This is a genomic window from Pelotomaculum propionicicum, assembly GCF_048984525.1.
In the GTDB taxonomy this organism is placed as follows: Bacteria; Bacillota; Desulfotomaculia; order Desulfotomaculales; family Pelotomaculaceae; genus Syntrophopropionicum; species Syntrophopropionicum propionicicum_A.
On sequence record NZ_JBMGJC010000010.1, the window covers coordinates 67,661 to 89,113 of the forward strand.

The following is a 21,453-nucleotide window of genomic DNA, read 5'->3' on the forward strand; positions in this document are numbered from 1 at the left end:
GGACTCTTTGTCTACAACCTGGGGCCGGAGATGATTTCTCCGGCCCTTTTTTCAGTTTAAACCAAAGCGCTTCAGTATTGTCTGGATGGCAAAGACACCCAGAATCAGGACAGTCCCTCCGACCACCTGCACTGTTATCCAATTAAGCGGGTCCGGACCAGGCAGTGCTTTGCCGGCGATGGAAGCGATAACAAACAGCAAAAAAGCGCTGGTATTAAAAACCCAGGGTATGTGGTCCTTTAAAAGTACTATCGCTGCCACGAATACGGCGATGTATATCAGCTGGGCCGGGAAGGCCCCGGTTATCGGCGTTAAAGCTTTTATGAAGGGATTGATCAACATATAGTTCAGGATCCCGAATGCCGAGCCAATGACTATATGGGGTATTTGCCTGTAGTCCATGTGGACAAAAAAATAGAGGATCATACAGACCATGGCCGGCCACGCGGTAATATTAAATTTGTGCAGGAGTATTTCACCGATCTCGATCAGCACTATTAGTAAAACCATGAAAATTATCCTGCTTTTTGCGAATATGGCTTGTTTTTGCTCCAAAATTTTGTTCCCCTTTCCATATAAGGTTTTATAATAATACAAGCAATTTTTTATCCTGCAAAAATTTTTACGGGGCTTTATTTTTTTATAGCCTCAAAGAACCTGAAAACCAGGTGATTATTAGATTTTTCAGTGTTTTCGGACAGGAAAACAGTTGCTCCAAAATTGATCGATTAAGATCTCAAAGTGGAACAATAACCTGGTGCGGTCTTTTTTGATAAAAAGTTATCCACGTTGCTCATTTATGAGCTATAAAAATATCCAAGCAAAACAAATAGGTGGCATGTTTCTTGCGTAAACAAATGTTAATTTTAAACATACCGGCGCGCCAGCCCGATTGAGTGTCTTTGAGTGAAAAAGAGCCAGATAATCACTAATATCTGAGCGGCGGATTTCAGAACTTTGATAATATTCTGAAGATCCCCCGAAAAAAAAGAAAGGAGTCTTCAAGCATGACTAGTACAATGCCCCAGGAACTGGTACGGGAATTGGAAGCGGAACTTGGCAGGGAAAAAATGCTGGAAGAAAGAATTGAAGAGGCCTGGCTTACTTTTATCAAAGAAAAAGAAAAGAACAGGGCGGCCTAAGCGCAACAGTATCCTTGAAACTCTATTTGTCTTACTAGGCAGGAGAACATTCAATCCGGGAACCGGTAAAGAATAATGGCTGCGGCAGATCGACCGATCTCGATCTTAAAATGCCGCAGTCATTTTTTTATCAAACAATGATGCATAATAGGGTATGTAAATAATTTTGTGTAAATGGAAATTTCAGCTTTTATTTGGTTAAGCTATTAATGGCTCTTACCTGCCAGGAGGATAGGGCTCTGCTGGAGAGCAACCCGAGCGCCTGGCGGGGTTCTGCCGGGGATAACCGGGGGTGGTTTTTCAGCCACCCTCGTTTCCTTTCCAGACATTATCTCCGTGGAGAATAAAAGCGATAAACTCATTTTACCCGACCATCATTTCCTGATCCAGCCGGTCTCCGAAATGGATGGCAAACTGGGATATACAGTTCTTCCATTCCCGTATTGGCATGGTCCACTTCTTTGATGCTTCTACGGTAGCCAGGTAGACAATCTTTCGCAAGGAGTCATCCGCAGGATAAGCAGTCTTGGTCTTGGTAACCTTGCGCAGCTGCCGGTGGTATCCTTCGATGATGTTGGTAGTATAAATAATCCTTCGAATTTCATACGGATATCTGAAATAAGCAGTCAGCTCCAGCCAGTTGTTTTCCCAGGAACGGATAATAATCGGGTGCTTTTTACCCCACTTATCCTTGAACATATCAAAGCCAAGTTCCGCTTCTTCTAAAGTCAGGGCCTGGTATATCTTCTTTAAGTCGGCTATGATTTCTTTCTGTTCCTTCCAGGAGACATATTTCATGGAGTTGCGGATTTGATGGATTATACATAGCTGGATTTCGGTATTGGGGAATACTGTGTTTATCGCTTCGGAAAACCCCGAAAGCCCGTCTTTACAGGCGATTAGGATATCCTGCACCCCTCTGTTTTTAAGGTCGTTACATATACCAAGCCAAAAGCTGGCACTTTCATTTTCCCCAATCCAGATGCCCAGTATGTCTTTCTGGCCGGCCATATTGATACCCATTACGCTGTATGCAGCTTTGTTTATGATTCTGTTGTCCTTGCGCACCTTGAAATGTATAGCGTCAAGATAAACTATTGGATAGATGCGATCCAGCGGCCTTGACTGCCATTCGGCAACCAAAGGCAGCACTTTGTCTGTTACTTTACTGACCATAGTAGGGGATACGTCAATGCCGTAGATATCACGCATATGGTCCTCGATATCCCGTGTGGTCATGCCCTTGGCGTACATGGCGATAATCTGGTCTTCAAGGTCGTTGGATGTGGTCTCGTATTTCTTGATAACTCTGGGCTCGAAATCAGCGTTACGGTCTCGAGGTATGTCAATTTCCGTTTTACCCAGCTTTGTTTGGATAGTTTTCCTGCTGTAGCCGTTACGGCTGTTGCCAGTGTTGTTGCCCTCCAGGCTGTGTTTTTGGTAGCCCAGGTGTTCTTCCATTTCAGCTTCGAATATTTGCTGCAGAGTGTCTTTGAAGAGGTTCTTTAGCATGTTGTGTACGTCTTCTACGGTTTCACATTCTCTGGCCAGTTCTTTGATTGTTTTGTCCTGTAAGTCTTGCATAAATGGTCAGCTCCTTTTATGGTAAGTATAACCATTTACACAAATCTTTTTACGTCCTCGCATAATATGGCATAATAAACAAAAGAGCCGGAACACTCTGTTCCGGCCCTGTCGGGTTTTATTTGTTTAGATTTCGTCGAGCTCCTCATCATCTACATCGTATTCATAGCTATTAAGCTCGTCACCGTTTTCATCATAGAACTTGATTTCAATGGTGTCCAGACTGATGTCCGCATCGTCATCAAAAGCGCTGGCGATATCCTCGCAGATTTCTATCACATCGTCCTCTATTTCGGAGCTGCTCATGTCGTCCCCCGACTTGACCGAATTAGTGCATACTTTTACCGGATGACAATCTCTTGAGAAGCGACGAAGCCGCATCCGGAATTTCCGGCTTTAGTTCAAACGTGTCACTTCCAATCGAAACGACACCGGTGCGGACGGGTTCAAGCGTTTTGACGAACTTCTTGATGCTGATTCCAGTCCGAGCTTCGATATGGCGCGCGACTGCGAGCGCCGTGAACACAATCGTCAGATGCGCCTCGATTGAATCCCGTTTGTGGTGGAAGATAGGTCTGGCCTTCAGGTCTGACTTCGACATGCGGAAAGATTTCTCTACCTGGAACAGCTGGTGGTACGCGTCAATCACCTGTTGCGCCGGGATGCCCAGGTCTGTGATGTATCCTTTGATGCCGGCCCGGTGGCGGGCCTTCTCAACAAGCGCAAGGTTGATCTCCCTTTTGTCGCCCGTGATTTTCAGGAACCTGTTCCGCTTGATGTCTGCCTTCTTGTCGATAATCTTCTGAGCCTTCGCGACCGTTTTGTTGATGTTCGACAAGTCGAGCGCGGCCCGTTTCTGGCGATACTGGAAAATCTCTCGGCGTTTTGTGCGCTTGCCGTCGATTGTGACAGTCTTGCGCGACTCGAAGATCTGGCCGTCTTCGAAATCTTCGTCTCCCGACAGGTGTGCCTCGATTTCGTACGGCGTCTTTGCGAGTTTCGAGCCGATGATGTAGTGGTATCCAAGACGCTCGAGAACCTCGATGTTCCCTGCGGAAAGCATGGCGGCGTCAGCAGTGACCGTGATGCCGGAAAGCCCGTGGCGCTCCTTAAAGCCCGCGAGCACCGGGACAATCGTCTTGACTTCAGCGCGGTTGCCCTCGAAGCTCTGGATTTCGAGCGGGAAGCCCGACCTATCGACCAGCAATCCGACCGTGATCTGCGGCTCGAGCCTGCGCTCTTTCGAAAGCCCCGGCTTCCTGTATTCGTCGTCTTTCTGTATCTCGAAATATAGCGTGGTCACGTCGTAGAGGACGAGTGTCAGAGCGGCCTTGGCGGTTCGCTTAAAGCACATGCCGCTGACGGCGTCCCTGTATTTGTTGTCGACAATCCGTTTCAAGCAGCGATGGATGGAAGTATTGGACGTCGCATCAAGACCCAGCCCGTCAAGGATGCGGATCGCATCGAGCTTGGAGGCCGGCTCGATGATCCTCGCGAGGACGAGTTGCCTGAAAACAGGGTCGTCTACCGCGTTAAACCCGAGCGTGTCGTATACGCCGTTTAGCACGTCCCATAGCAGCCCCGAATACGACCTTTTAAGCCGCGCCTCCCTGTCGCTTTGTTTCGTAAGGTCAAAAGCGAGGGACAATTGGCCTTCGTGCATCTTCACGTTGGCCAAGGCGCAGAGAAGCTTGAGTTCGGCGTCGTTATGCGCCGTCCCGATGTGCACGATACCGGTACGCTCACGCCCACGTTTGTACTCGATCTGGACAGAGGTCGCGCCGCTTTTGCTTTTTACTTTTCGGATGTAAGCTGGCATACGTTGATTGTATACCGAAATGCCGTTAGTAACCACCCCGTTAGTGCATACATTTTTGCCCTGACGCTATAGCAAAATGCCTATTTTTCAAGGTTTTTTTGGCATGAAAGGTTCGCAATTCACAAAAAGCGGTCAAGTCAGGTGGTAAGTATAACCATTTACACAAATCTTTTTACGTCCTCGCATAATATGGCATAATAAACAAAAGAGCCGGAACACTCTGTTCCGGCCCTGTCGGGTTTTATTTGTTTAGATTTCGTCGAGCTCCTCATCATCTACATCGTATTCATAGCTATTAAGCTCGTCACCGTTTTCATCATAGAACTTGATTTCAATGGTGTCCAGACTGATGTCCGCATCGTCATCAAAAGCGCTGGCGATATCCTCGCAGATTTCTATCACATCGTCCTCTATTTCGGAGCTGCTCATGTCGTCCCAGTCATCGGCCGAACCGTCCTCAAACGCATCAAGGTCTGCGGATACGCTGTCATCGTCATCATCATAATCTAAACTCATTTCAAATTCTACCGGGCCAACATAGTATGTGTCGTCTTCCAACTCGTCTATGACATCATCTTCATCCCCGCTGGAACCGCCGTCACGGTAGTCTTCATCGTAGTAATCCACTTCCAGGTCTTCGTCCCCGTCTTTATAAAATTCAACCAGATCATCGTCACTGTCGATATCGGTGATCACGCCGTCAACTACCGTGTCATCTGAGAATTCATCCTGTATATCGCTCACCAGGTCCTTGAGAAAGTCCTCGATGTCGCTGTCGTCCAAATCCGCCCATTCGTCCTCATAATCACCGAGGTCAACTTCAATCGTTACATCGACATCGTCTTCGTCGCCGTCAAGGCTGATATCGTCAATTTCCACGTCTACCAGGTAGTCATAATCGTCGATCAAGTTTTCTTCAAGGTCGCCCAAGTCACCGTCACTTTCACCGTCTTGATATTCTTCCAACTGTTTTTTTAAACTTGCGTTTTCAGCCCTGAGGGCTTCAAGTTCATCCGTAGAAGCGGATCCGGTTATCTGCACCGCGTTGAGCCAGTCCACCCACTCGACATTAAGTCCTAACGCCTCCGCCGCCATCCTGACCGGTATGTAAGTCCTTCCTTCACTATCTACAATAAACGGTTCCCCCATACCAGGCTGTGCTGTGACTATATTGCCGTTCACCATAAGCATAATGCCGCGGTAGGTGGCATTGATCTGCTTGGAGCCCGTGGTGGCGCTCGCAGCCACAGCTATTGTCAGCACTAAAGCCATCACCAGCAGTCCAATTATAATCCTTTTTTTCATCTTACCAACCCCTTCATAGTATTTTTTAGTTGCTTAACTAATATATACGGCCCAAAAACTTGTATTCGGGCATAAAACACCCCCCAGCATGTGGTAAACAAAAATATTTTAGACTTTTATTTACAAAAATCATAAATATTTATATTTTGAGTATATACATTAACTTTTACCAGAGCAAGGGTAAATCCCTGCTGAAAGAAACCTTAATTTTTGCTGAAAATGTAGTTTTTGTTGCAATTTTGTCGCAACACCGGGCGCTTCAAAAACCCCCGAACCCTGCAGACGCCTATCATAATCATTAGACGCCAAATTGTCGGGTTTGGTTCATTTTAACTGCGCAGGCTCCCATAAATTAACAAGGGACTCTCACCTGTAACAGTGAAAATCCCCCGTTTTTTTAAGAGTATTTATCTTTCCGTCTGGGCCGCCACTAAACTTATCGCGCCGTATTTTTCCCTTAAACGAGGTTTTTCAATCTTGCCGGTGGGATTGCGCGGCACTTTATCAAAAATAATTTTTCGCGGGCGTTTGTAACGCGGCAGCGGAGCACAGAAGGCAGTTATTTCTTCTTCCGTGCACCGGCAGCCCGGTTTTATTTCTATAATCGCCGCCGCTATTTCACCCACGCGCTCATCCAGCAATCCAATGACTGCCACGTCCTTGATTGCACCATGCGCTCGCAGAAAATCTTCGATCTGCACCGGGTATATATTTTCTCCGCCGCTGATAATAACGTCTTTTTTCCGGTCAACCAGGTAAATAAAACCGTCTTCATCCATGCGGGCCATGTCCCCGGTAAACAGCCAGCCGTCTTTGATCACTTCAGCAGTCGCTTCCGGGTCGTTGTAGTAGCATTTCATCACACCCGGTCCCCTGACAACCAATTCCCCGACCTGACCCCGGGTTACCGGGCTTCCATTCTCATCGGTAATCTTGGCTTCCCAATTGTAACCCGGAATGCCGATGGCGCCGACTTTATGAATGTTCTCAGTGCCTAAATGGACACATCCGGGGCCGATCGATTCACTTAAACCATAATTGGTATCATAAAGATGGTTGGGGAAATATTTTTTCCAGCGGTGGATTAAGCTGGGCGGAACCGGCTGAGCGCCTATGTGCATCAGCCTCCACTGGGAAAGCTCGTAGTCTTCCAGCTTCACGTCTCCTCTGTCAATAGCGTCCAGAATATCCTGCGCCCAGGGGACCAGGAGCCAGACAATAGTAATTTTTTCTTCGGAGACAGTTTTCAGGATCCATTCAGGCCTGACTCCGCGCAGCAAAACGGCTTTGCTCCCCGACAGCAGGCTGCCGAACCAGTGCATCTTGGCGCCGGTATGGTAAAGCGGCGGAATACACAAGAAATTATCTTCCCTCGTTTGGCCATGGTGTTGATATTCCGTATGGCAAGCCGACATCAGGCTCTGGTGCGTGTGCAGGATTGCTTTTGGAAATCCGGTAGTGCCCGAAGAGAAATATACTGCCGCGTTGTCTTCGTCCGCCAGTTTGATCAGCGGCGCTTCAGAGGAACAATTGGCGGTAAGCCGGTCATAGTTTTCAGCGAAGGACGGGCGGTTTTCTCCGGCAAAAAATAGCGTCTTCACATTAGGTATCTGGTCATAAATCGTTTCTACCCGGCCGATAAACTCGGGCCCGAAGATCAAGGCAATGGTATCGGACAAATTCAAACAGTATTTAATTTCCTCGGCAGTGTAGCGAAAATTTAACGGCACTGCGACTGCGCCGGTTTTCAATATGCCAAAATAAATCGGCAGCCACTCCAGGCAGTTCATTAAAAGTATAGCTACTTTATCTCCTTTTTTTATCCCCCTCCTGAGCAGCAGGTTGGCCAGCCGGTTTGCTTTCTCGTTAAAAACATGCCAGGTCATTTCCCTCCGGTATTCACCCGCGGGGCTGTTTTCAATCAGTTCGTACTCGCGCCAGGTGACATTATGGCTCTCCTGGAGATCCAGATTAATCTCGGTCAGGCATATCTCCGGTCCATACATCCTGGCATTGCGCGCCAATATCTCCGTGATAGGCATTTTCTCCTTATCCTCCCGTTCTGCCATCATAGCTAAAATATTATATGTTAAATTTTAGGAAGCGCTTAACGAAAGCAGCGCAAAACACTACCACCAATTATAAATCGATACAAGCAGTTAATCAACCGCTTGCTATGCGCCCTGGCTCGAAGGATTATCAGCACGCAGCACCCCGGCAAAAAGCTTGCAGTATATAACCACTGCCGCAGCGGCGCTCACTCCAATACTTCCCAAAATACAACCAGGGCTTCTAACCGATAAAACGTCAGCAGCCCCGGATAATCAAATAACTGTCTATTATGATGCCTTATTAATACGAAACCATTAGGTGTGATAAATCCGTGTCCTTGTACATTTTACTATTTCAGCAGCGGGCACTTGCACTTGACACAATAATCATCCTTTATGTCGTTTAAATAAGCGCAGGCGTTGCAAAAGATAATCTCGTCCCTTGATTTATCGTATTTTTCCATTGAATTTAAACCGCCATGATGCCGCACCTTGTCGCCAACCTGGTAATAGTTGAAAACCGTATCGTCATCCTCGGCGCTTATGGTGTGCGTCTTGCCGTCATCCCTCTGTACAACTACTGTGAACAAAACATATTGCTCCCAGTGATAATCATTACCCCCGGAGTGCCGCTTGCGCCTTTTTTGGTGTATTTGTTTATCAACCACCACACCGTCCCAGGTAGTGCTCCTGTTTCTTCCTATGCTCTGGAACAGGGCAATGGCAAGGAACATCCCGCCGATGCCCAGGCCGATATAGAGCGCCTCGGGATTATCCATCTCCGTACTGGTTTCGCCATAGATATAAAAACCCACTACGGCGGCCAGCGCCAGGATCGATGCGAATATATACGACCAGCGTTTAGAATTCTTTATATACCGGGCAAAAGCCGGATCTTTTATCAGGGTTGAAAAGCCGATCAATTTTTTATTGACAGTTTTTTCTTTTTTCGCAGCTTCCGGCATGGCGCCGCCGCAGTTCACACAGAACCTGACGTTTTTTTCAGAGTCGGCCCCACAGTGCGGACAGAGCATTATATCTCTCCTCCCAACGCTTTGATTTGTATATCGCTAACGGCCGCCATAGCTCGAACCACCGCCGCCACCGCCGCCGCCGGAGGAAAATCCGCCCCCGCCGCCGGAACCTGACGACGACTTGCTAACCGCCTTATGAGCGGTTTTAAGCGAGCGTTCCATTACAGTCCCTATGTCGTTAAAGGAATCGTGAAAGGCGTTAAAGCTGTGCCAGGAGCCATAGGCCAGCCAGCCGTAACCAAAACGGTAGTCGCCGTCCTGCATGCTGGGAAACACTATTTCCAGTTGCTTGATCACCTCCCTGGCCACCCCCAGGGTTACCGCGTAGACCAGGTAGTTTTCCCAGATGATCAGGCTGGGTATTTCATGGCGGTCCATCTGCGAAAAATGCTGGAGAAAGCGACGGAAGGCCTGCCAGCGCGTAAAATCCTCCTGCCCGGTGGGGGAGCGTTTTTTAAACGACCGGGGAACAAGGCCTATGACGGCCCCGGCGACCATCAGCGCGGCGCCTAATATAGCCATGTTGGTGTTGGCGACGGCCGCCGATCCCAGGATAAAGAACGCGAGTCCGGCTAACAAGGTTACCAGGGGCATATTGCCGCTGTGGTCAAAAAAGTCCAATTCTTCTCCCTGCCCGTTTACGCCCGCCGTCCACTGCTGCCAGAAGCCGTAAAAAGAACTGCCGTATTTCCTGGCGAAATTTTCTATATCGGTTAAATATAGAAAGTCGCGGCCGCCGGCAACGGTGTGGTTCAAATAGTCCAGCAGGGCCTGCTCATGGGGGCTCAAAACGGCTTCCTCCGGCTTTCTGAGAGAAGCCGGCTCAGGCGCGGGAAGGAAGGTGAGGCGATATGTCTTGACTTCCCTGGAGCCTAACACTTTACGCACTTCCTGTCTTTCCTCCTCAATTGACAGGAACTTGCGCCGGGCTAAATCCAGTATAGTGGCGGTAAGGTCATGGGATTTTATCTTCCTGAAATTCCAGAGCGCGCTGAGTTCCGCCGGGCTGTATTGGCCGGGCAGCTCGCGGTAGTAAGGGCCGTCGAACTGAGTGGCGTAGGCGCGCCCGTATTTGCGCCATAAGAGAAATACGATCCCCGCGGCGAGCATTAGGGCGGCCGCCGCCCCGCCGACTTCCGCCCGCGCCAGCAGGCGCTGCCGGTTGGCATCCCCGGCCCATTTCTGTTCCTCGGCCAGTATGCCCGGCAGGGCTGTTTTACCCGTGTAAGCTTCGGCCGGAGCGGCAGGGAATAATGCCGCCGGCATGACTACCCGTCCTTCCACAAATGTACGGGCGGGAAGGCCTTTAACCTGCCAGGTGACGACACCCGGAGCGGTGAAATTCACTTCTCCGTTGAGCGGCCCGTGGCCCCAGATCCGTATGTCTTTGCCCTGCTCGTAATTCGCCGCTCCCGCCGGTAGCTGCAGGTTTACTTTTACTTCACGGACTTTTTGGGCATTGTCCGAACCGATAAATTTGCGGTAGAGCTCGGCTGCGTCGCTGTGGAGCTTAACCGCGTTGACAACGCGGTAGGATATGTCAAATGTGCGCACTTGATCTTTGGCGTTAATACTCCAGTCGATGGTCGTTTTATTGTTCTCATTCTTAACCAGGTAAGTGCCGGGAGGGCCGTATTGACTGCCTGAATTGAATTTGTAAGGCTGGCCGTTTTCGGACACCGCCACTTCCGTGACCGGCGAGTCACCCCGGGGGATGCTGATGTAAAAGCCGCTCCACTGGCCGGAAAAATCAACCGTCAACCTTTCCGCAACCTGCATGGAAGCATCCGGCAGCACTTTCGCTTCGACCACTATCTGCCTCATGTCAAAACTGCGCTCTGCCCTGGCTGTATCGGTAAACACCAGGGGCAGCAGCAGCCCTATAACTAAAATGACCAGGCAGCTCTTAAAATTGAACCGTTGTCTGTTGTATCTTTTCATGCGATAAAGCCCCTTTTAGAAATTCACTTTTACATTCTGCCTGGCTTCCACTTCACCCTGGAGGGTAAAATAATCAACCATTTGGAAACCCAGCATACCGGCAACCAGGTTGTTGGGGAATACTTCTATTTTAGTATTGAAAATCTGCACCGTGTCGTTGAAAAACTGGCGGGCAAAGGAAATCTTGCTTTCGGTATCGCTAAGCTCGGTCTGCAGCTGCATAAAATTGGTATTGGCCTTCAGGTCTGGATAGGCTTCCGCCACCGCGAACAAGGATTTTAAAGCTCCGCTTAACATATTTTCCGCCTTGGCCTGGTCGGTAATGTTACCGGCCTCCATGGCCATATTTCTTGCCTGCGTCACTCTTTCCAGGGTATCTTTTTCGTGCTGGGCATAGCCTTTGACCGTGTTGACCAGATTGGGGATCAGGTCATAGCGCCTTTTGAGCTGCACATCCACCTGGGACCAGGCGTTTTGCACCCTTTGCCGCAGCTGCACCAGCTTATTGTAGGTGGCTATTAAGTAAACGGCTACAATCAGCAGCAGTCCTGCCAGTACTCCTATTAACATTTTTCTCCTCCCTTTCTTTTAGCGTCTACAGGAACATTGAGAATCCCTCTATTTCCCTGGGTTCCTGGTTAATGCGCACACCGGCCGACCGGAAGGCCTCCGGCACCCGGTTGAAGTTGCGGATTATTGTACCTCCCCATTGATCTGTAAACCAGATATAAAGAGGCTTTCCGCGCCCGCTGATCTCCAGGCCGCCATAAGCCGCGCCCGCTGCCAGTATGGCACTGCCGACCGGCTGGGGTGAACTGCGCCTCCCCATAAACGATATTAGGGCCAGGGCCATAAACAGCTTGCGAAACCAGCCCGGATTTCTTAATGTAACCAGGCCGGCAGTGGCAATTTCATCGAAGCGGTACTCCTGTACACCCCTGAATGTTATCCGGTACATGGCCTCGGGAGTCAGTTCAATCCGGTAGGATGCATACCAGGCATTGTAATAGAGCAGCATCACACAGATACAGGCCAGGAACCACATCGCCGCGCTGACCGGCCACATGCCTGTAACCGCCTGCACCGTCCCTCCGTTGACTAAAAAGGGCAGCCCATAAAAAGGCAGCAAGAGGATCAAAGCGACAATATCGCCTGCCAGCATACTCCCTGCAGAGTAAGCAATGTCATCGGGCTGTTTCCTGCGGCGGGGCAAAAAGATATAGAGCAGCAGGCCAGCAGCCATTATCCCGAGTCCCAGGTTGCGATAGGGGTGATAAAGCCAGCCTGGCGCTACCCGGTATGGTTTGGACATAGCCGAAACGCTGTTGTTGTAATCCAGATAGCGCAATAGTAAATAAGCCGTTTTGCCGCCCACCGTGGTACTGACATAAACTCCGTCCCCGTCTTCGGCAGCAAGTCCCCATTGGGCCCAGGGAATTTCGTCAGGTTTGAAGAAGACCTGCACCGGGCCTATCGGCTTCCAGAAAGCATCTTTATCCTCATCACTGACCCGGTCTCCATAAGACGACACTCCATACTGACTGCCGCTGGCCAACTGCACCTGCTGGAAGAAGTCCGCCCACTGCCTGGAATCAACCGGGGTTGCTTTGCCGCCTGTCTTTTCCTTTATATAGTCCTCCAGGGGCAGTTGACTGAGCCTTTTGTCTTCCGCGGAAACATAACCGCTTGGCGATCTCAGCTCATCGGCCTGCTCCTGTGCCCAGTCCACCGCAGTTACGCTGACCAGTGCCGGCGCCACATAGAAAAACAAAGCTAAACCGGCAATAACGCCAAGGAGCAAGGCCATGCGCCGCCACAATTCCATCCGACCTGAAGCAACCGGCATCCCAAATCCTCCTTTTTTAGTGAGGGGTAGAGGTATTAATCATCCTGATCGTGTCAAGAGAACCGTCCCCTTGACACGTTTGTGTCAAGAGAACCGTCCCCTTGACACGCTCTATGACACGCTGCGGTCATCCTTAATCTCCGCATAGTTGGGAGACCACTGTTTTACGGCAGCTGCCGCCTGGGCCGCGTCTATCCGGGCAAGGGCCGTCAGTTTGTAATAGTCAACTGACCCGCTCGGGTCCCTGACCAGGACGCTGCCCCGGCCGGGAGCATAATAAGTGATGGACTGAAACTGTGCCGCCTGGTTGTCCTCTTTCACCAGCAGGCAGTCTTCAAAAACGGCAAATCCCAGGTCCAGGTCCACGTTCATATCCACTACTGTCCAGGTAACCTTCCCGAACTCATCCTGGTAGTACCAGGTTTGTCCCACGGTTAAATTATTCTTTAAGGCCGGGAATATCTCAAAGGGGGTTTCATCTAAAATGTAATAGGTCCCATCCGCCCGTTCCACATAATGAAATCCATAACCAAAGGCCTCGCCCCGTTCCACGCCGGTTTCCACCTCGCTCACCCGCACTGTTTCATTGGGAACCACCCGGGCGCTGAAGCGCTCCACCACCCCCGACATTCCATCCGGGTAATTGACAAAAAAGGTGCATTTGAGCCCTGGCTCCGACAGGTAAGTGGAGGCCCGGCTCAGGTCAACCGTCGCCGCTGCAGGTGAATTCGACGGTGAGGCGGCCGGGGTTGCCGCCCCGTTGTTCCGGGCGGATGGTACGGTGGCTGCCTTACCGGGGTCTTCGCCCCTGGAAAACCACCAGTAAAGGCCCCCTCCCCCCAGAAAAAGCACAAGCAGTAAAGAAATCATGATCATTAAAGCATTTTTATTTCCCCCGCTCTTGGTACCCAGCGGCTGGGCCGGACCCCCGGGCGCAAATCGCCCGCCGGAAGGCTGCTGTATAGCAGGAGGCTGCGGTGTTGCTGGGGGCTGCTTATTAACAGCCGCGGGGGGCGGAGCCTGGGCGGGCTTGTTTTCCGGCGCTTGCGGGCTCGCGGCCGGCGTGGCCGGAGATTGAGTATCAAAGCCGCAATCGCCGCAGAACCTGTCACCGGGTACCAGCCCGGCCCCGCACTGGGGGCAAAACTTCAGGTCGCTCACGTTCCTTCACTCCTTTTTACAGCGCGGCGCCGCATTTGGTACAGAATTTTTTGCCGGGCCTGATTTCAGTGCCGCACTGGCCGCAGAATTTAGCTTTGGCCGTGTCTTTTTTCTCGCTTTTTGCCGGGGCCGGCCGGCCGGTTGCCTTTTGTAATGCTTCCATCCATTTCACCAGCGTTTGCTTGAGTTCAGCGGCGGTACTGGCCTGGTGCCTGAAACGGCCCTCTCCGTTAGCCCCGGTCTCAAAGGAAAAAAGGTGATTGGCAAACGCGGTCGGCGCCAGGTATACCCGGGAAAGGCTGCGTTCTCCGCCGTTTACCGAAGCAGTTGCCTGCCAGCCGATGGCTCCCAGCCAGCTGGTCATAAATTCGGTTCCCATAATTCTTGACCGTTCGCCCAAAGTCAATGTGGATTCATTACTGGTCACAAAGCCTAACTCCCCGGCCTGCTTAATATGTTCGGGTTTTAAAGCGATGCTGCTGTTTTTCAGGCCGGGGGTAACTTCGAACATGGTGGGCAGCAGCCACCGTTTATCTTTACTGGCCAGTGAACGTTTTAACAGCTGCACAAAATCGTTGGTGGTCAGTGATAAACTTAACCCGCTGCGGAAATCCAGCATGCCTTCCATATAAGAGCGGCGGTAAATATCTATACAGTGCAGGGCACAGACCAGGACTTCGATTTCCATAACATTCGGGAACACTTTCTGGTAGTTACCCATACCCGGAGAGGCATAAACACCGGTCCACCATTCCAGGAACGACTGCCAGTCATCGAACAGCAGCAGCAGGATATCTCCCTGAGAGTTCACCATCTGTGCTAAAACAGTTTTATCGGCATTAGACAGCAGGACGTAATACTTATCGTCAGCCGCGCCGGCCCCGCCGCGATTAAACTCGATTTTCAAATCCGGTTCCAGCAGCCTCCCGGCAACCTGGCCCAGCCTGGGGCTCTCGGATAGTGACTTAAACAATTCGGAAGGGCTGCTGGTGGCCGCCTGTTCGGGATTGTAAGTAAAGGGGGACAGGCTGTTCCCTTTTACCCCCGAGCGCCTGAACAGATGGTTAATGTCATCCGGCGCCAGCTTAAACACCTCGGTACCAACCAGTTCGTTCTGGTTATTATCCATTATTTTGCCTCCCCACTTGATAATTTGTTAAACCGCTACCTGTTCCCGGCCCGGAAAGAGCCGATACGGCTGGTTAATTTTTCAGTCAGGTCTCCCGGCGTATTGTATCCCAGTTCCCGCAGGCGGGCCGCCCTTAAAGCCGGCGACAGGTTGTTGTTATTTACTACTCTTATCGCTTCCTGCATATTAGTCGGCATATTGTGCGTGCCTCCTTCAAGATTCCGGACTACGTTTGCCGTCTTGCGCACCTGTTCCAGGGACTCGGTCTGGTTTCTCATAATCTCGGCCGGGGTTTCGCCCTTGTTCCAATAGTCGTTTGCCTTATGTTTTTCCATCATCCCCAGTTGTTCGGCATCAATGGGATCTCTGAGCATATTACCGTCCCGGTCAAATAATGGCCCGCACGGCCTTTCTCCATTTAGGATAGCGGTGCGCTGGCTGCTGTAATCACGGGCGGCCATAGGATCAAACACATCCATAGGAGTTTCTTCATGCAGGTTGGCCCATTCCCGGCAGCGGGCGGCATCATCCATATTGGCCCAATCCCTGCCCGGGAACCGGCGCGCGGCCTCATCGACACTAAAACCGGAATTCCTGGCAAAGGATTCATAGTACACGTCTTCCCATTCGCATTTGGGGATCTCCACCCATTCAGCGGTCCCATCGGGGCGAACGACCAGGCGTTCGGCGATAACATCGTTGTCGGTATTTACGTTCCAGGGAACGTCCTCGGTGCCGGGTGTGCGCACCGTGTTACAACGTGTTTGCGCACCGTTATACCTGGCGCTGAGATGGTCTTCAACCGCCCGGTAAGAGGGTTGGTGTACCTGTGTATCCAGCACCTGGTTAAACTCTGTCTGTACCTGGCGGGTCCTGAGCTCACCCAGTTCCGCTCCAATACCATCAGTACGCTCAAGGTTCTTCAGGGTCCTCATGGAAGCCGGGTCAGCTTTCATTTCCATGACGTCTTCAACGCTTATCCGTTCTCCCCGCTGGACTTTGTCAGCCAGGTTATAGTTTCTTTCCTGGGCCTGCATCCTGTATTCATCGTAGATGGCCTGTTCCCGGATCAGTTCCTGCTGCCGGGCCGGAGGCAGATTGTCAAAATCTCTGGTACTGTTTCGCACAGTATTTTCTGCTCTGGCAACTGCCGCCGGATCGGCCAGCACTTCTTCTCGCGTCCTGGCGTTAGGATTAAGTGTGCATCCGGCATCTCCGTCACCGGGCGGGTGCCCGCCCGGATCTCCCGGCCCGTCTCCGCCGCCGTCGCCTGTTCGCGGAGGCCCTTCCGGACCATCTCCGCCTGCGCCGGCAGTTTTTTGCGGCGCACCCGGACCATCGGGAGCTTGAGGGCTGTCAGCTGTACCAGCGGCCCCTTTGGCCATATCATCCCTGCGGGGGGCGGTTTTGCCGGCTCCGGCGCCCATATCGTCACTGCCGGATGCTGCCTTGCCTGTTCCTTTTGTCAGCTCATCACCGCTGCCGGGAGCTGCCTTGCCGGCTCCTTTAGCTAAATCATCTCCACTGCCGGATGCTGCCTTGCCTACCCCCCCGGCTATATCATCACTGCCGGATGCTGCCCTGCCGGCGCCTGCAGATATGTCAGCACTGCCGGAGGGCGCTTTGCCAAACCCGGTGGCTATGTCATCGTAAGGGCTGCCGGCAAATCCTTTTCCAGCTCCTTTGGATACATCAACAAAAGAGTCGCTTACTCCCAGGTCAAGAGCTTTAGCACCTTTTTTAATATAATCTGCAGTAGCGTCACCGCCTAAGTCTACCAACCGCTTATTAATCTGGTCGATGGCTTCCTCGGCTGATTCCTTGCTTACAAAGCCAAACGCACTACTGAGCATTTGATCTCCTGCCTTGCCTGTCAATATCAGCTTCTCAAGTAAATCTGCCGCTTTATTGGTAAACGCCGGGAATCTCTCCAGCATTTCTCCCATTATCTTACCGCCCGCCTGGCCGGCCAACCAGCCGATTTCTTCGCCCAGGATGACCATGCCGAGCGCCTTGGATACTGCTCTGAAATCCGACTCTCCCTTGTCTATAGAGTCCTTGATGCGGTACATGGCTTCCGCCACCGTCAGGATCCCGTCCATAGCGCCCTGTCTGGTGATTTCCCCCGCCAAGGTCGTAAGGCTTGCGCCGCCGCCGGTAGCTGCCGTAATCATAATCCTGGCGGCCATACCCAGCCAGGAAATGCTGCCGTCGGCTTTTTCCCCGGTCACAACTTCTTTGGCGGTTGCCGCATTGGCTTCCAGAGCCCAGCCCAGGTTTTTGAACCAATCCTCTTCCCATCGCTCCCCGGTGTCGCCAGTGGTTTTCCCTAAAATCCGGTTATCGATGACCCGCCTGATTTTAGCCATTTTCTCCTGGTCCAGTTCTTTGCCGTCCAGCATATCCTTTTTCAAATCTTCGATAGCCTTGTCCACATCTCCGGGGCCGCCGGGTTCACCGATATTATACTTGTCGGCAGCCTTCTGCATTTGCTCCAGCTTTCTCCAGTCGTCCAGGTTCTTATCAATGGATTTGCTGGTGGCGTCCTCGCGTTTGGCCATCTTTTCCAGGTCAATGGCCGCCCGGCGATGGTCTTCGACCAGGTCATTCTGCCAGCGGTCAAAGTCGTCAGGGTTAAATTCATTGCCGGATTCGGTATTGACCCACTTGCCTTTTACCGCGTCAAATTCCAATTCATAGGTTTGCCCGTCGCTTTTGCCGACCAATATTTGAGTATCGCCATGCCTGGGGCCGGTATAACCTTTTTCATATTCATAAGTGGAAGTCTTGCCTGTTTCCGGATCAGTATAGGTAAAGGTGTCTGAATCCCCGGTCTTCACTTGCTGATCAGGGATGTCCCGCCCGTCTGGCCCGGTTTCCGGAAGATCTTCTTCCGGGATAGGCAGCCCGGTTCCATCCGGACCCTCCGGCGCTGCCGGGGCGCCTTTATCCAGTCCATGATTTTTTAAGGTATTCATGGGGTCTTCAGGGCCGATGACACCAGTATCTTCCGTCGCGGGAACGGTGGGTTTTTCCGGTTCCGGCTTGGGTATCTCATCAGTCCAGGGCTTGGGCCCGTATTTTTCCACGGTCCGGGGATACGGTTCTCCCAATTTAGGTTTGGTAGGCTTCCATTCAGCGCCAAAAGGTATCACTTCTTTTTCCCCAAATGGATCCTGCTTGGCTACATTGAAGGGATTGCCGTCCCCTTCAAAGGGATTCTCGCTCCAATGTCTCCCATCGCGGTTGTATCCGTCGGCGTTGTAGCCGCTCCAGTGGTAGCCGTCCTTGCCATAACCCTGTTTGTCATAACCCCAGGGATCATAGCCATCGCGGTTATACCCTTCGTAATTGAAGCCTTCCCGGTCGTAACCGTCTTTGTCGACGCCGTTTTTGTTAAATCCGTCCTGATCATAACCGTCCGCGTCATAACCTTCCCGCTCCATACCTTTCCGGTCATAACCGTCACGATCATAGCCGTCCTTGTCATAACCGGCCTTGTCGTAGCCTTCCCGGTCAAAGCCGTCCTTGTTAAAACCGTTGCGGTCGTAACCGTCCCGGTCCCATCCCTCTTTATTGAAGCCTGCTTTGTCATAACCCTGCCGGTCATATCCCTTGGCGTCATACCCGCTGCGGTTATAACCTTTGCGGTCATAACCGTTTACATCGTAACCTTCCCGGTTGTAGCCCTCCCGGTCAAAGCCGTTTTTGCCGTAGCCCTCCCGGTCAAAGCCGTTTTTATCGAAACCTTCCCGGTTAAAGCCTTCTCTGTCAAAACCGTCTTTGTTGAAACCATCTTTATTAAAGCCTTCTTTATCAAAACCCTGCTTGTTGAAACCTTCCTTATTAAACCCTTCCTGGTCGAAGCCTTCCTTGTTAAAGCCTTCTTTATCATAACCTTGCTTGTTAAACCCATCTTTGTTGAAGCCTTCTTTGTTAAACCCGTCCTTGTCAAAGCCGGCTTTGTTGAAACCTTCCCTGTCGAAACCTTCTTTATTGAAGCCTGCTTTGTCGAAGCCTTCCTGGTCGAAGCCCTCTTTGTTAAATCCATCTTTGCCGTAACCTTGCTTGTTGAACCCATCTTTGTTGAAGCCTTCTTTGTTATACCCGTCCTTGCCAAAGCCGGCTTTGTTGAAACCTTCCCTGTCGAAGCCTTCTTTATTGAAGCCTGCTTTGTCGAAGCCTTCCTGGTCGAAGCCCTCTTTGTTAAATCCATCTTTGTCGTAACCTTGCTTGTTGAACCCATCTTTGTTGAAGCCTGCTTTGTTATACCCGTCCCTGTCGAAGCCTTCTTTATTGAAGCCCTCTTTATTGAAGCCTTCCTGGTCGAAGCCCTCTTTATCAAACCCATCTTTATTAAAACCTTCTTTATTGAACCCGTCCTTGTCAAAACCTTCTTTATCGAAGCCTTCGCTGTCAAAGCCATCTTTATCAAAGCCCTCACGGTCGAAGCCATCTTTATCAAAGCCTTCTTTGTTGAAGCCTTCCCGGTCAAAGCCGTCCCTGTCAAATCCTTCGCTGTTGTAACCATCCTGGCCGTAGGCGCTTTCTTCACTAATTCCGGCTGCTTCCGCTCCAGAGACCGGTGCGGCTTCCGCCCCGGCTTCTCCGCCGGCCTGGGCTGCGCCTGCTCCGGCAGGGGCCTTGTCTTCCAGGGCACTGGTATCAACCAGTATTCCTCCGTCAGAATCGTCAATGAAAGTCCCGGATCCAGGTTTGATTACACCGGCTTCTCCAGGACCCTCGATTATTAAGCCGGGTTCAGGCTCAACAAATACTCCCGCCTCATCTGCGGTATCTATAATAATCCCGGAGTCAGGCTTGATAACCCCGGCCTCTTCTGCCGCAGTTTCGATTATTATTCCGGATTCGGGCTGTACAAATATGCCCGCCTCATCCGCGGTATCTATAATCAGCCCTTTATCTGCCGGTGCGCCTTGAGCCCCTGTTGTAGTGGCCCCCGGCCCTTCAAACATATCTACCGTATCGATGAATATGTCCGGTTCGTCCCCGCCCTCTTTCTGAGCGTGCGGAGCTTCGGTGTTCATGCTCAAATTATCCGCTCCGGGGCCTGGTTGAGTTCCGGGCCGCCTTCTCCCCAACTTTACGGCCTCCTGGACTGGAGCGCTGCTCCTGGCGCCAGTTCCAGGTGTTCCTCCCGCACCCGGCGCCGGACCTCCCGCAGTTGGAGACAAAGGTGCGGCCGCGGTCGGGGTAAAGCCGCCGCCCCCGCCGCCCAACCCGGCCATAGCGCCCAAAATTGTGGCGATTAAACCGGGCACCGCCACTCCGACCAGGGCTTCAGTTGTATTGGAGGGACCCGGTATATTGCCTACCGAACCCACTCCGGCCGGGCTTTCAGTATGGCCCCCGGCGGCTGACGACTTCCTGCTTCCGGAAGTGCCTTTCTTTAAATCGTTTACTGAACCGCCGGCAGTTTCAAAATGAGGAGTAGCGCGAACTTCTCCCATTCCTTTGCCTCCGGACTGTGTATTCTGGGACCAGGTGGCCGGGTCTGAATCGATTACTGTATAAGTACCGGCGGGTATTACGATATTTGGCGTTACTTCCCAGTATGCATTGGGTACTCCCCCCTGTCCCGGTCTCGTGCTGACCTGCCAGGGTCCGTATATTTTTCCATCGCTGCCCTTCAGGGCTATAGTGCCGCCAGGCACTCCCCGGGCATTATTCCAGTGATAGGTCGATATGTAGGTTACCAGATGGGGGCTGCTGACGCTGAATGTGGTAGGGACCGTCGCTCCGTTATAAACCCCTGCAATATTCATGGTATCGGAAACCTTGACCGGCTCATCCAGCGGTTTTCCGGTTACTCCCGCCGCAGCGGCCGGGATCTTTTCGCCTTGGCTCGCCGGCTTTTCCTGTTCAGTTAAGGCAGGCTGGCTGGCCGGCCCGCTTTGCTGCAGCCCCTCCATAACCTGCCCGGCAATTTTTTTGGCCGTCTGAAAATCAACCGCGCTGTCATTCCCGGTTTCATATATTTCAACCTCAATCAAATAGTCAGGTAATACAAACCATACCCCAGCCATATCGGAGGCGGTATACTCATGCAGTTCATAGCCCGGCATGGAAGTGGCGCTGATTTTGTTGAAGTCTACCGCATACCTTAAATTATCATTATTTTTCCAATTCAGTACTGCCTGCATGGTCGCGCCGTCGACAGGGTGGTCAACTGAAATAGAAGCCCAGCCGCTGCCCAGGTCCCCTATAATCTCATAAAACTTAAACCTGCCCCCGGATACCGGTTCTGTGCCGGGGCTGACCTTGCCATCATTATCTAAGTTATGTAAATTATCTCTGGCAACTCTGAAGACCACTTCACCGGGGTCGGCGGCTGCCGCCGGTTCCGGCAAACTTATTGACAGCAGCATAAATGCCGTAACAACAAAAATTATGCTTATGTATTTTTGCAGATTCGACAAG

14 protein-coding genes are annotated in these 21,453 nt (G+C 51.5%); 1 reads left to right on the forward strand and 13 read right to left on the reverse strand.

The window, feature by feature from the left end; genetic code table 11:
• Nucleotides 1-51 precede the first annotated feature (51 nt).
• Nucleotides 52-555, reverse strand: coding sequence for a hypothetical protein (locus ACOBQJ_RS12090; RefSeq protein ID WP_421072024.1), 504 nt, complete (start codon nt 553-555; stop codon nt 52-54).
• A gap of 452 nt (nt 556-1,007) precedes the next feature.
• Between ACOBQJ_RS12090 and ACOBQJ_RS12095 the strand changes: the two genes are divergently transcribed.
• The gene (locus ACOBQJ_RS12095; protein WP_421072025.1) at nt 1,008-1,142 is read left to right on the forward strand and encodes a hypothetical protein; all 135 of its coding nucleotides are present in this window, start codon (nt 1,008-1,010) and stop codon (nt 1,140-1,142) included.
• A 363-nt stretch (nt 1,143-1,505) separates the two neighbouring features.
• Here ACOBQJ_RS12095 and ACOBQJ_RS12100 read toward each other — a convergent pair whose 3' ends face one another.
• From ACOBQJ_RS12100 to ACOBQJ_RS12155, 12 genes are all read right to left on the reverse strand, one after another.
• Nucleotides 1,506-2,726 (reverse strand): IS256 family transposase, encoded by a 1,221-nt coding sequence (locus tag ACOBQJ_RS12100; protein WP_421072026.1) that lies wholly within the window; start codon nt 2,724-2,726, stop codon nt 1,506-1,508.
• A 126-nt stretch (nt 2,727-2,852) separates the two neighbouring features.
• Nucleotides 2,853-3,032 (reverse strand): hypothetical protein, encoded by a 180-nt coding sequence (locus tag ACOBQJ_RS12105; RefSeq protein WP_421072027.1) that lies wholly within the window; start codon nt 3,030-3,032, stop codon nt 2,853-2,855.
• Between the two features lie 22 nt (nt 3,033-3,054).
• The gene (locus ACOBQJ_RS12110) at nt 3,055-4,545 is read right to left on the reverse strand and encodes an IS1634 family transposase (RefSeq protein ID WP_421072028.1); all 1,491 of its coding nucleotides are present in this window, start codon (nt 4,543-4,545) and stop codon (nt 3,055-3,057) included.
• Between the two features lie 249 nt (nt 4,546-4,794).
• Nucleotides 4,795-5,850, reverse strand: a complete 1,056-nt coding sequence (locus ACOBQJ_RS12115; RefSeq protein ID WP_421072029.1) for a stalk domain-containing protein — start codon at nt 5,848-5,850, stop codon at nt 4,795-4,797.
• A 407-nt stretch (nt 5,851-6,257) separates the two neighbouring features.
• On the reverse strand, nt 6,258-7,892 hold the full coding sequence (locus ACOBQJ_RS12120; RefSeq protein ID WP_421072030.1) for a class I adenylate-forming enzyme family protein: 1,635 nt from the start codon (nt 7,890-7,892) through the stop codon (nt 6,258-6,260).
• A 359-nt stretch (nt 7,893-8,251) separates the two neighbouring features.
• Complete coding sequence (locus tag ACOBQJ_RS12125; protein WP_421072031.1) at nt 8,252-8,935, reverse strand: hypothetical protein; 684 nt, start codon at nt 8,933-8,935, stop codon at nt 8,252-8,254.
• Between the two features lie 36 nt (nt 8,936-8,971).
• Nucleotides 8,972-10,876 (reverse strand): DUF2207 domain-containing protein, encoded by a 1,905-nt coding sequence (locus ACOBQJ_RS12130; protein ID WP_421072032.1) that lies wholly within the window; start codon nt 10,874-10,876, stop codon nt 8,972-8,974.
• A 15-nt stretch (nt 10,877-10,891) separates the two neighbouring features.
• On the reverse strand, nt 10,892-11,446 hold the full coding sequence (locus ACOBQJ_RS12135) for a LemA family protein (protein ID WP_421072033.1): 555 nt from the start codon (nt 11,444-11,446) through the stop codon (nt 10,892-10,894).
• 25 nt (nt 11,447-11,471) lie between these two features.
• The gene (locus ACOBQJ_RS12140) at nt 11,472-12,722 is read right to left on the reverse strand and encodes a hypothetical protein (RefSeq protein ID WP_421072034.1); all 1,251 of its coding nucleotides are present in this window, start codon (nt 12,720-12,722) and stop codon (nt 11,472-11,474) included.
• A gap of 111 nt (nt 12,723-12,833) precedes the next feature.
• A complete protein-coding gene (locus ACOBQJ_RS12145; protein WP_421072035.1) occupies nt 12,834-13,883 on the reverse strand; it encodes a zinc ribbon domain-containing protein in 1,050 nt (349 codons plus the stop codon).
• Between the two features lie 16 nt (nt 13,884-13,899).
• Nucleotides 13,900-15,012 carry a zinc ribbon domain-containing protein gene (locus ACOBQJ_RS12150; protein ID WP_421072036.1) on the reverse strand — a complete coding sequence of 371 codons (1,113 nt, stop codon included), beginning with the start codon at nt 15,010-15,012 and terminating at the stop codon, nt 13,900-13,902.
• A gap of 35 nt (nt 15,013-15,047) precedes the next feature.
• Nucleotides 15,048-21,452: a hypothetical protein gene (locus tag ACOBQJ_RS12155; protein ID WP_421072037.1), complete on the reverse strand. Its 6,405-nt coding sequence runs from the start codon at nt 21,450-21,452 to the stop codon at nt 15,048-15,050.
• Nucleotide 21,453: the final 1 nt, after the last annotated feature.

Excerpts from the sequence above, each read along its gene's own strand:
- ACOBQJ_RS12095 (WP_421072025.1), top strand. The coding sequence starts at position 1,008 with ATGACTAGTACAATGCCCCAGGAACTGGTACGGGAATTGGAAGCGGAA.
- ACOBQJ_RS12115 (WP_421072029.1), bottom strand. The coding sequence starts at position 5,850 with ATGAAAAAAAGGATTATAATTGGACTGCTGGTGATGGCTTTAGTGCTG.
- ACOBQJ_RS12135 (WP_421072033.1), bottom strand. The coding sequence starts at position 11,446 with ATGTTAATAGGAGTACTGGCAGGACTGCTGCTGATTGTAGCCGTTTAC.
- ACOBQJ_RS12125 (WP_421072031.1), bottom strand. The coding sequence starts at position 8,935 with ATGCTCTGTCCGCACTGTGGGGCCGACTCTGAAAAAAACGTCAGGTTC.
- ACOBQJ_RS12150 (WP_421072036.1), bottom strand. The coding sequence starts at position 15,012 with ATGGATAATAACCAGAACGAACTGGTTGGTACCGAGGTGTTTAAGCTG.
- ACOBQJ_RS12100 (WP_421072026.1), bottom strand. The coding sequence starts at position 2,726 with ATGCAAGACTTACAGGACAAAACAATCAAAGAACTGGCCAGAGAATGT.
- ACOBQJ_RS12130 (WP_421072032.1), bottom strand. The coding sequence starts at position 10,876 with ATGAAAAGATACAACAGACAACGGTTCAATTTTAAGAGCTGCCTGGTC.
- ACOBQJ_RS12110 (WP_421072028.1), bottom strand. The coding sequence starts at position 4,545 with ATGCCAGCTTACATCCGAAAAGTAAAAAGCAAAAGCGGCGCGACCTCT.
- ACOBQJ_RS12140 (WP_421072034.1), bottom strand. The coding sequence starts at position 12,722 with ATGCCGGTTGCTTCAGGTCGGATGGAATTGTGGCGGCGCATGGCCTTG.
- ACOBQJ_RS12105 (WP_421072027.1), bottom strand. The coding sequence starts at position 3,032 with ATGAGCAGCTCCGAAATAGAGGACGATGTGATAGAAATCTGCGAGGAT.
- ACOBQJ_RS12120 (WP_421072030.1), bottom strand. The coding sequence starts at position 7,892 with ATGCCTATCACGGAGATATTGGCGCGCAATGCCAGGATGTATGGACCG.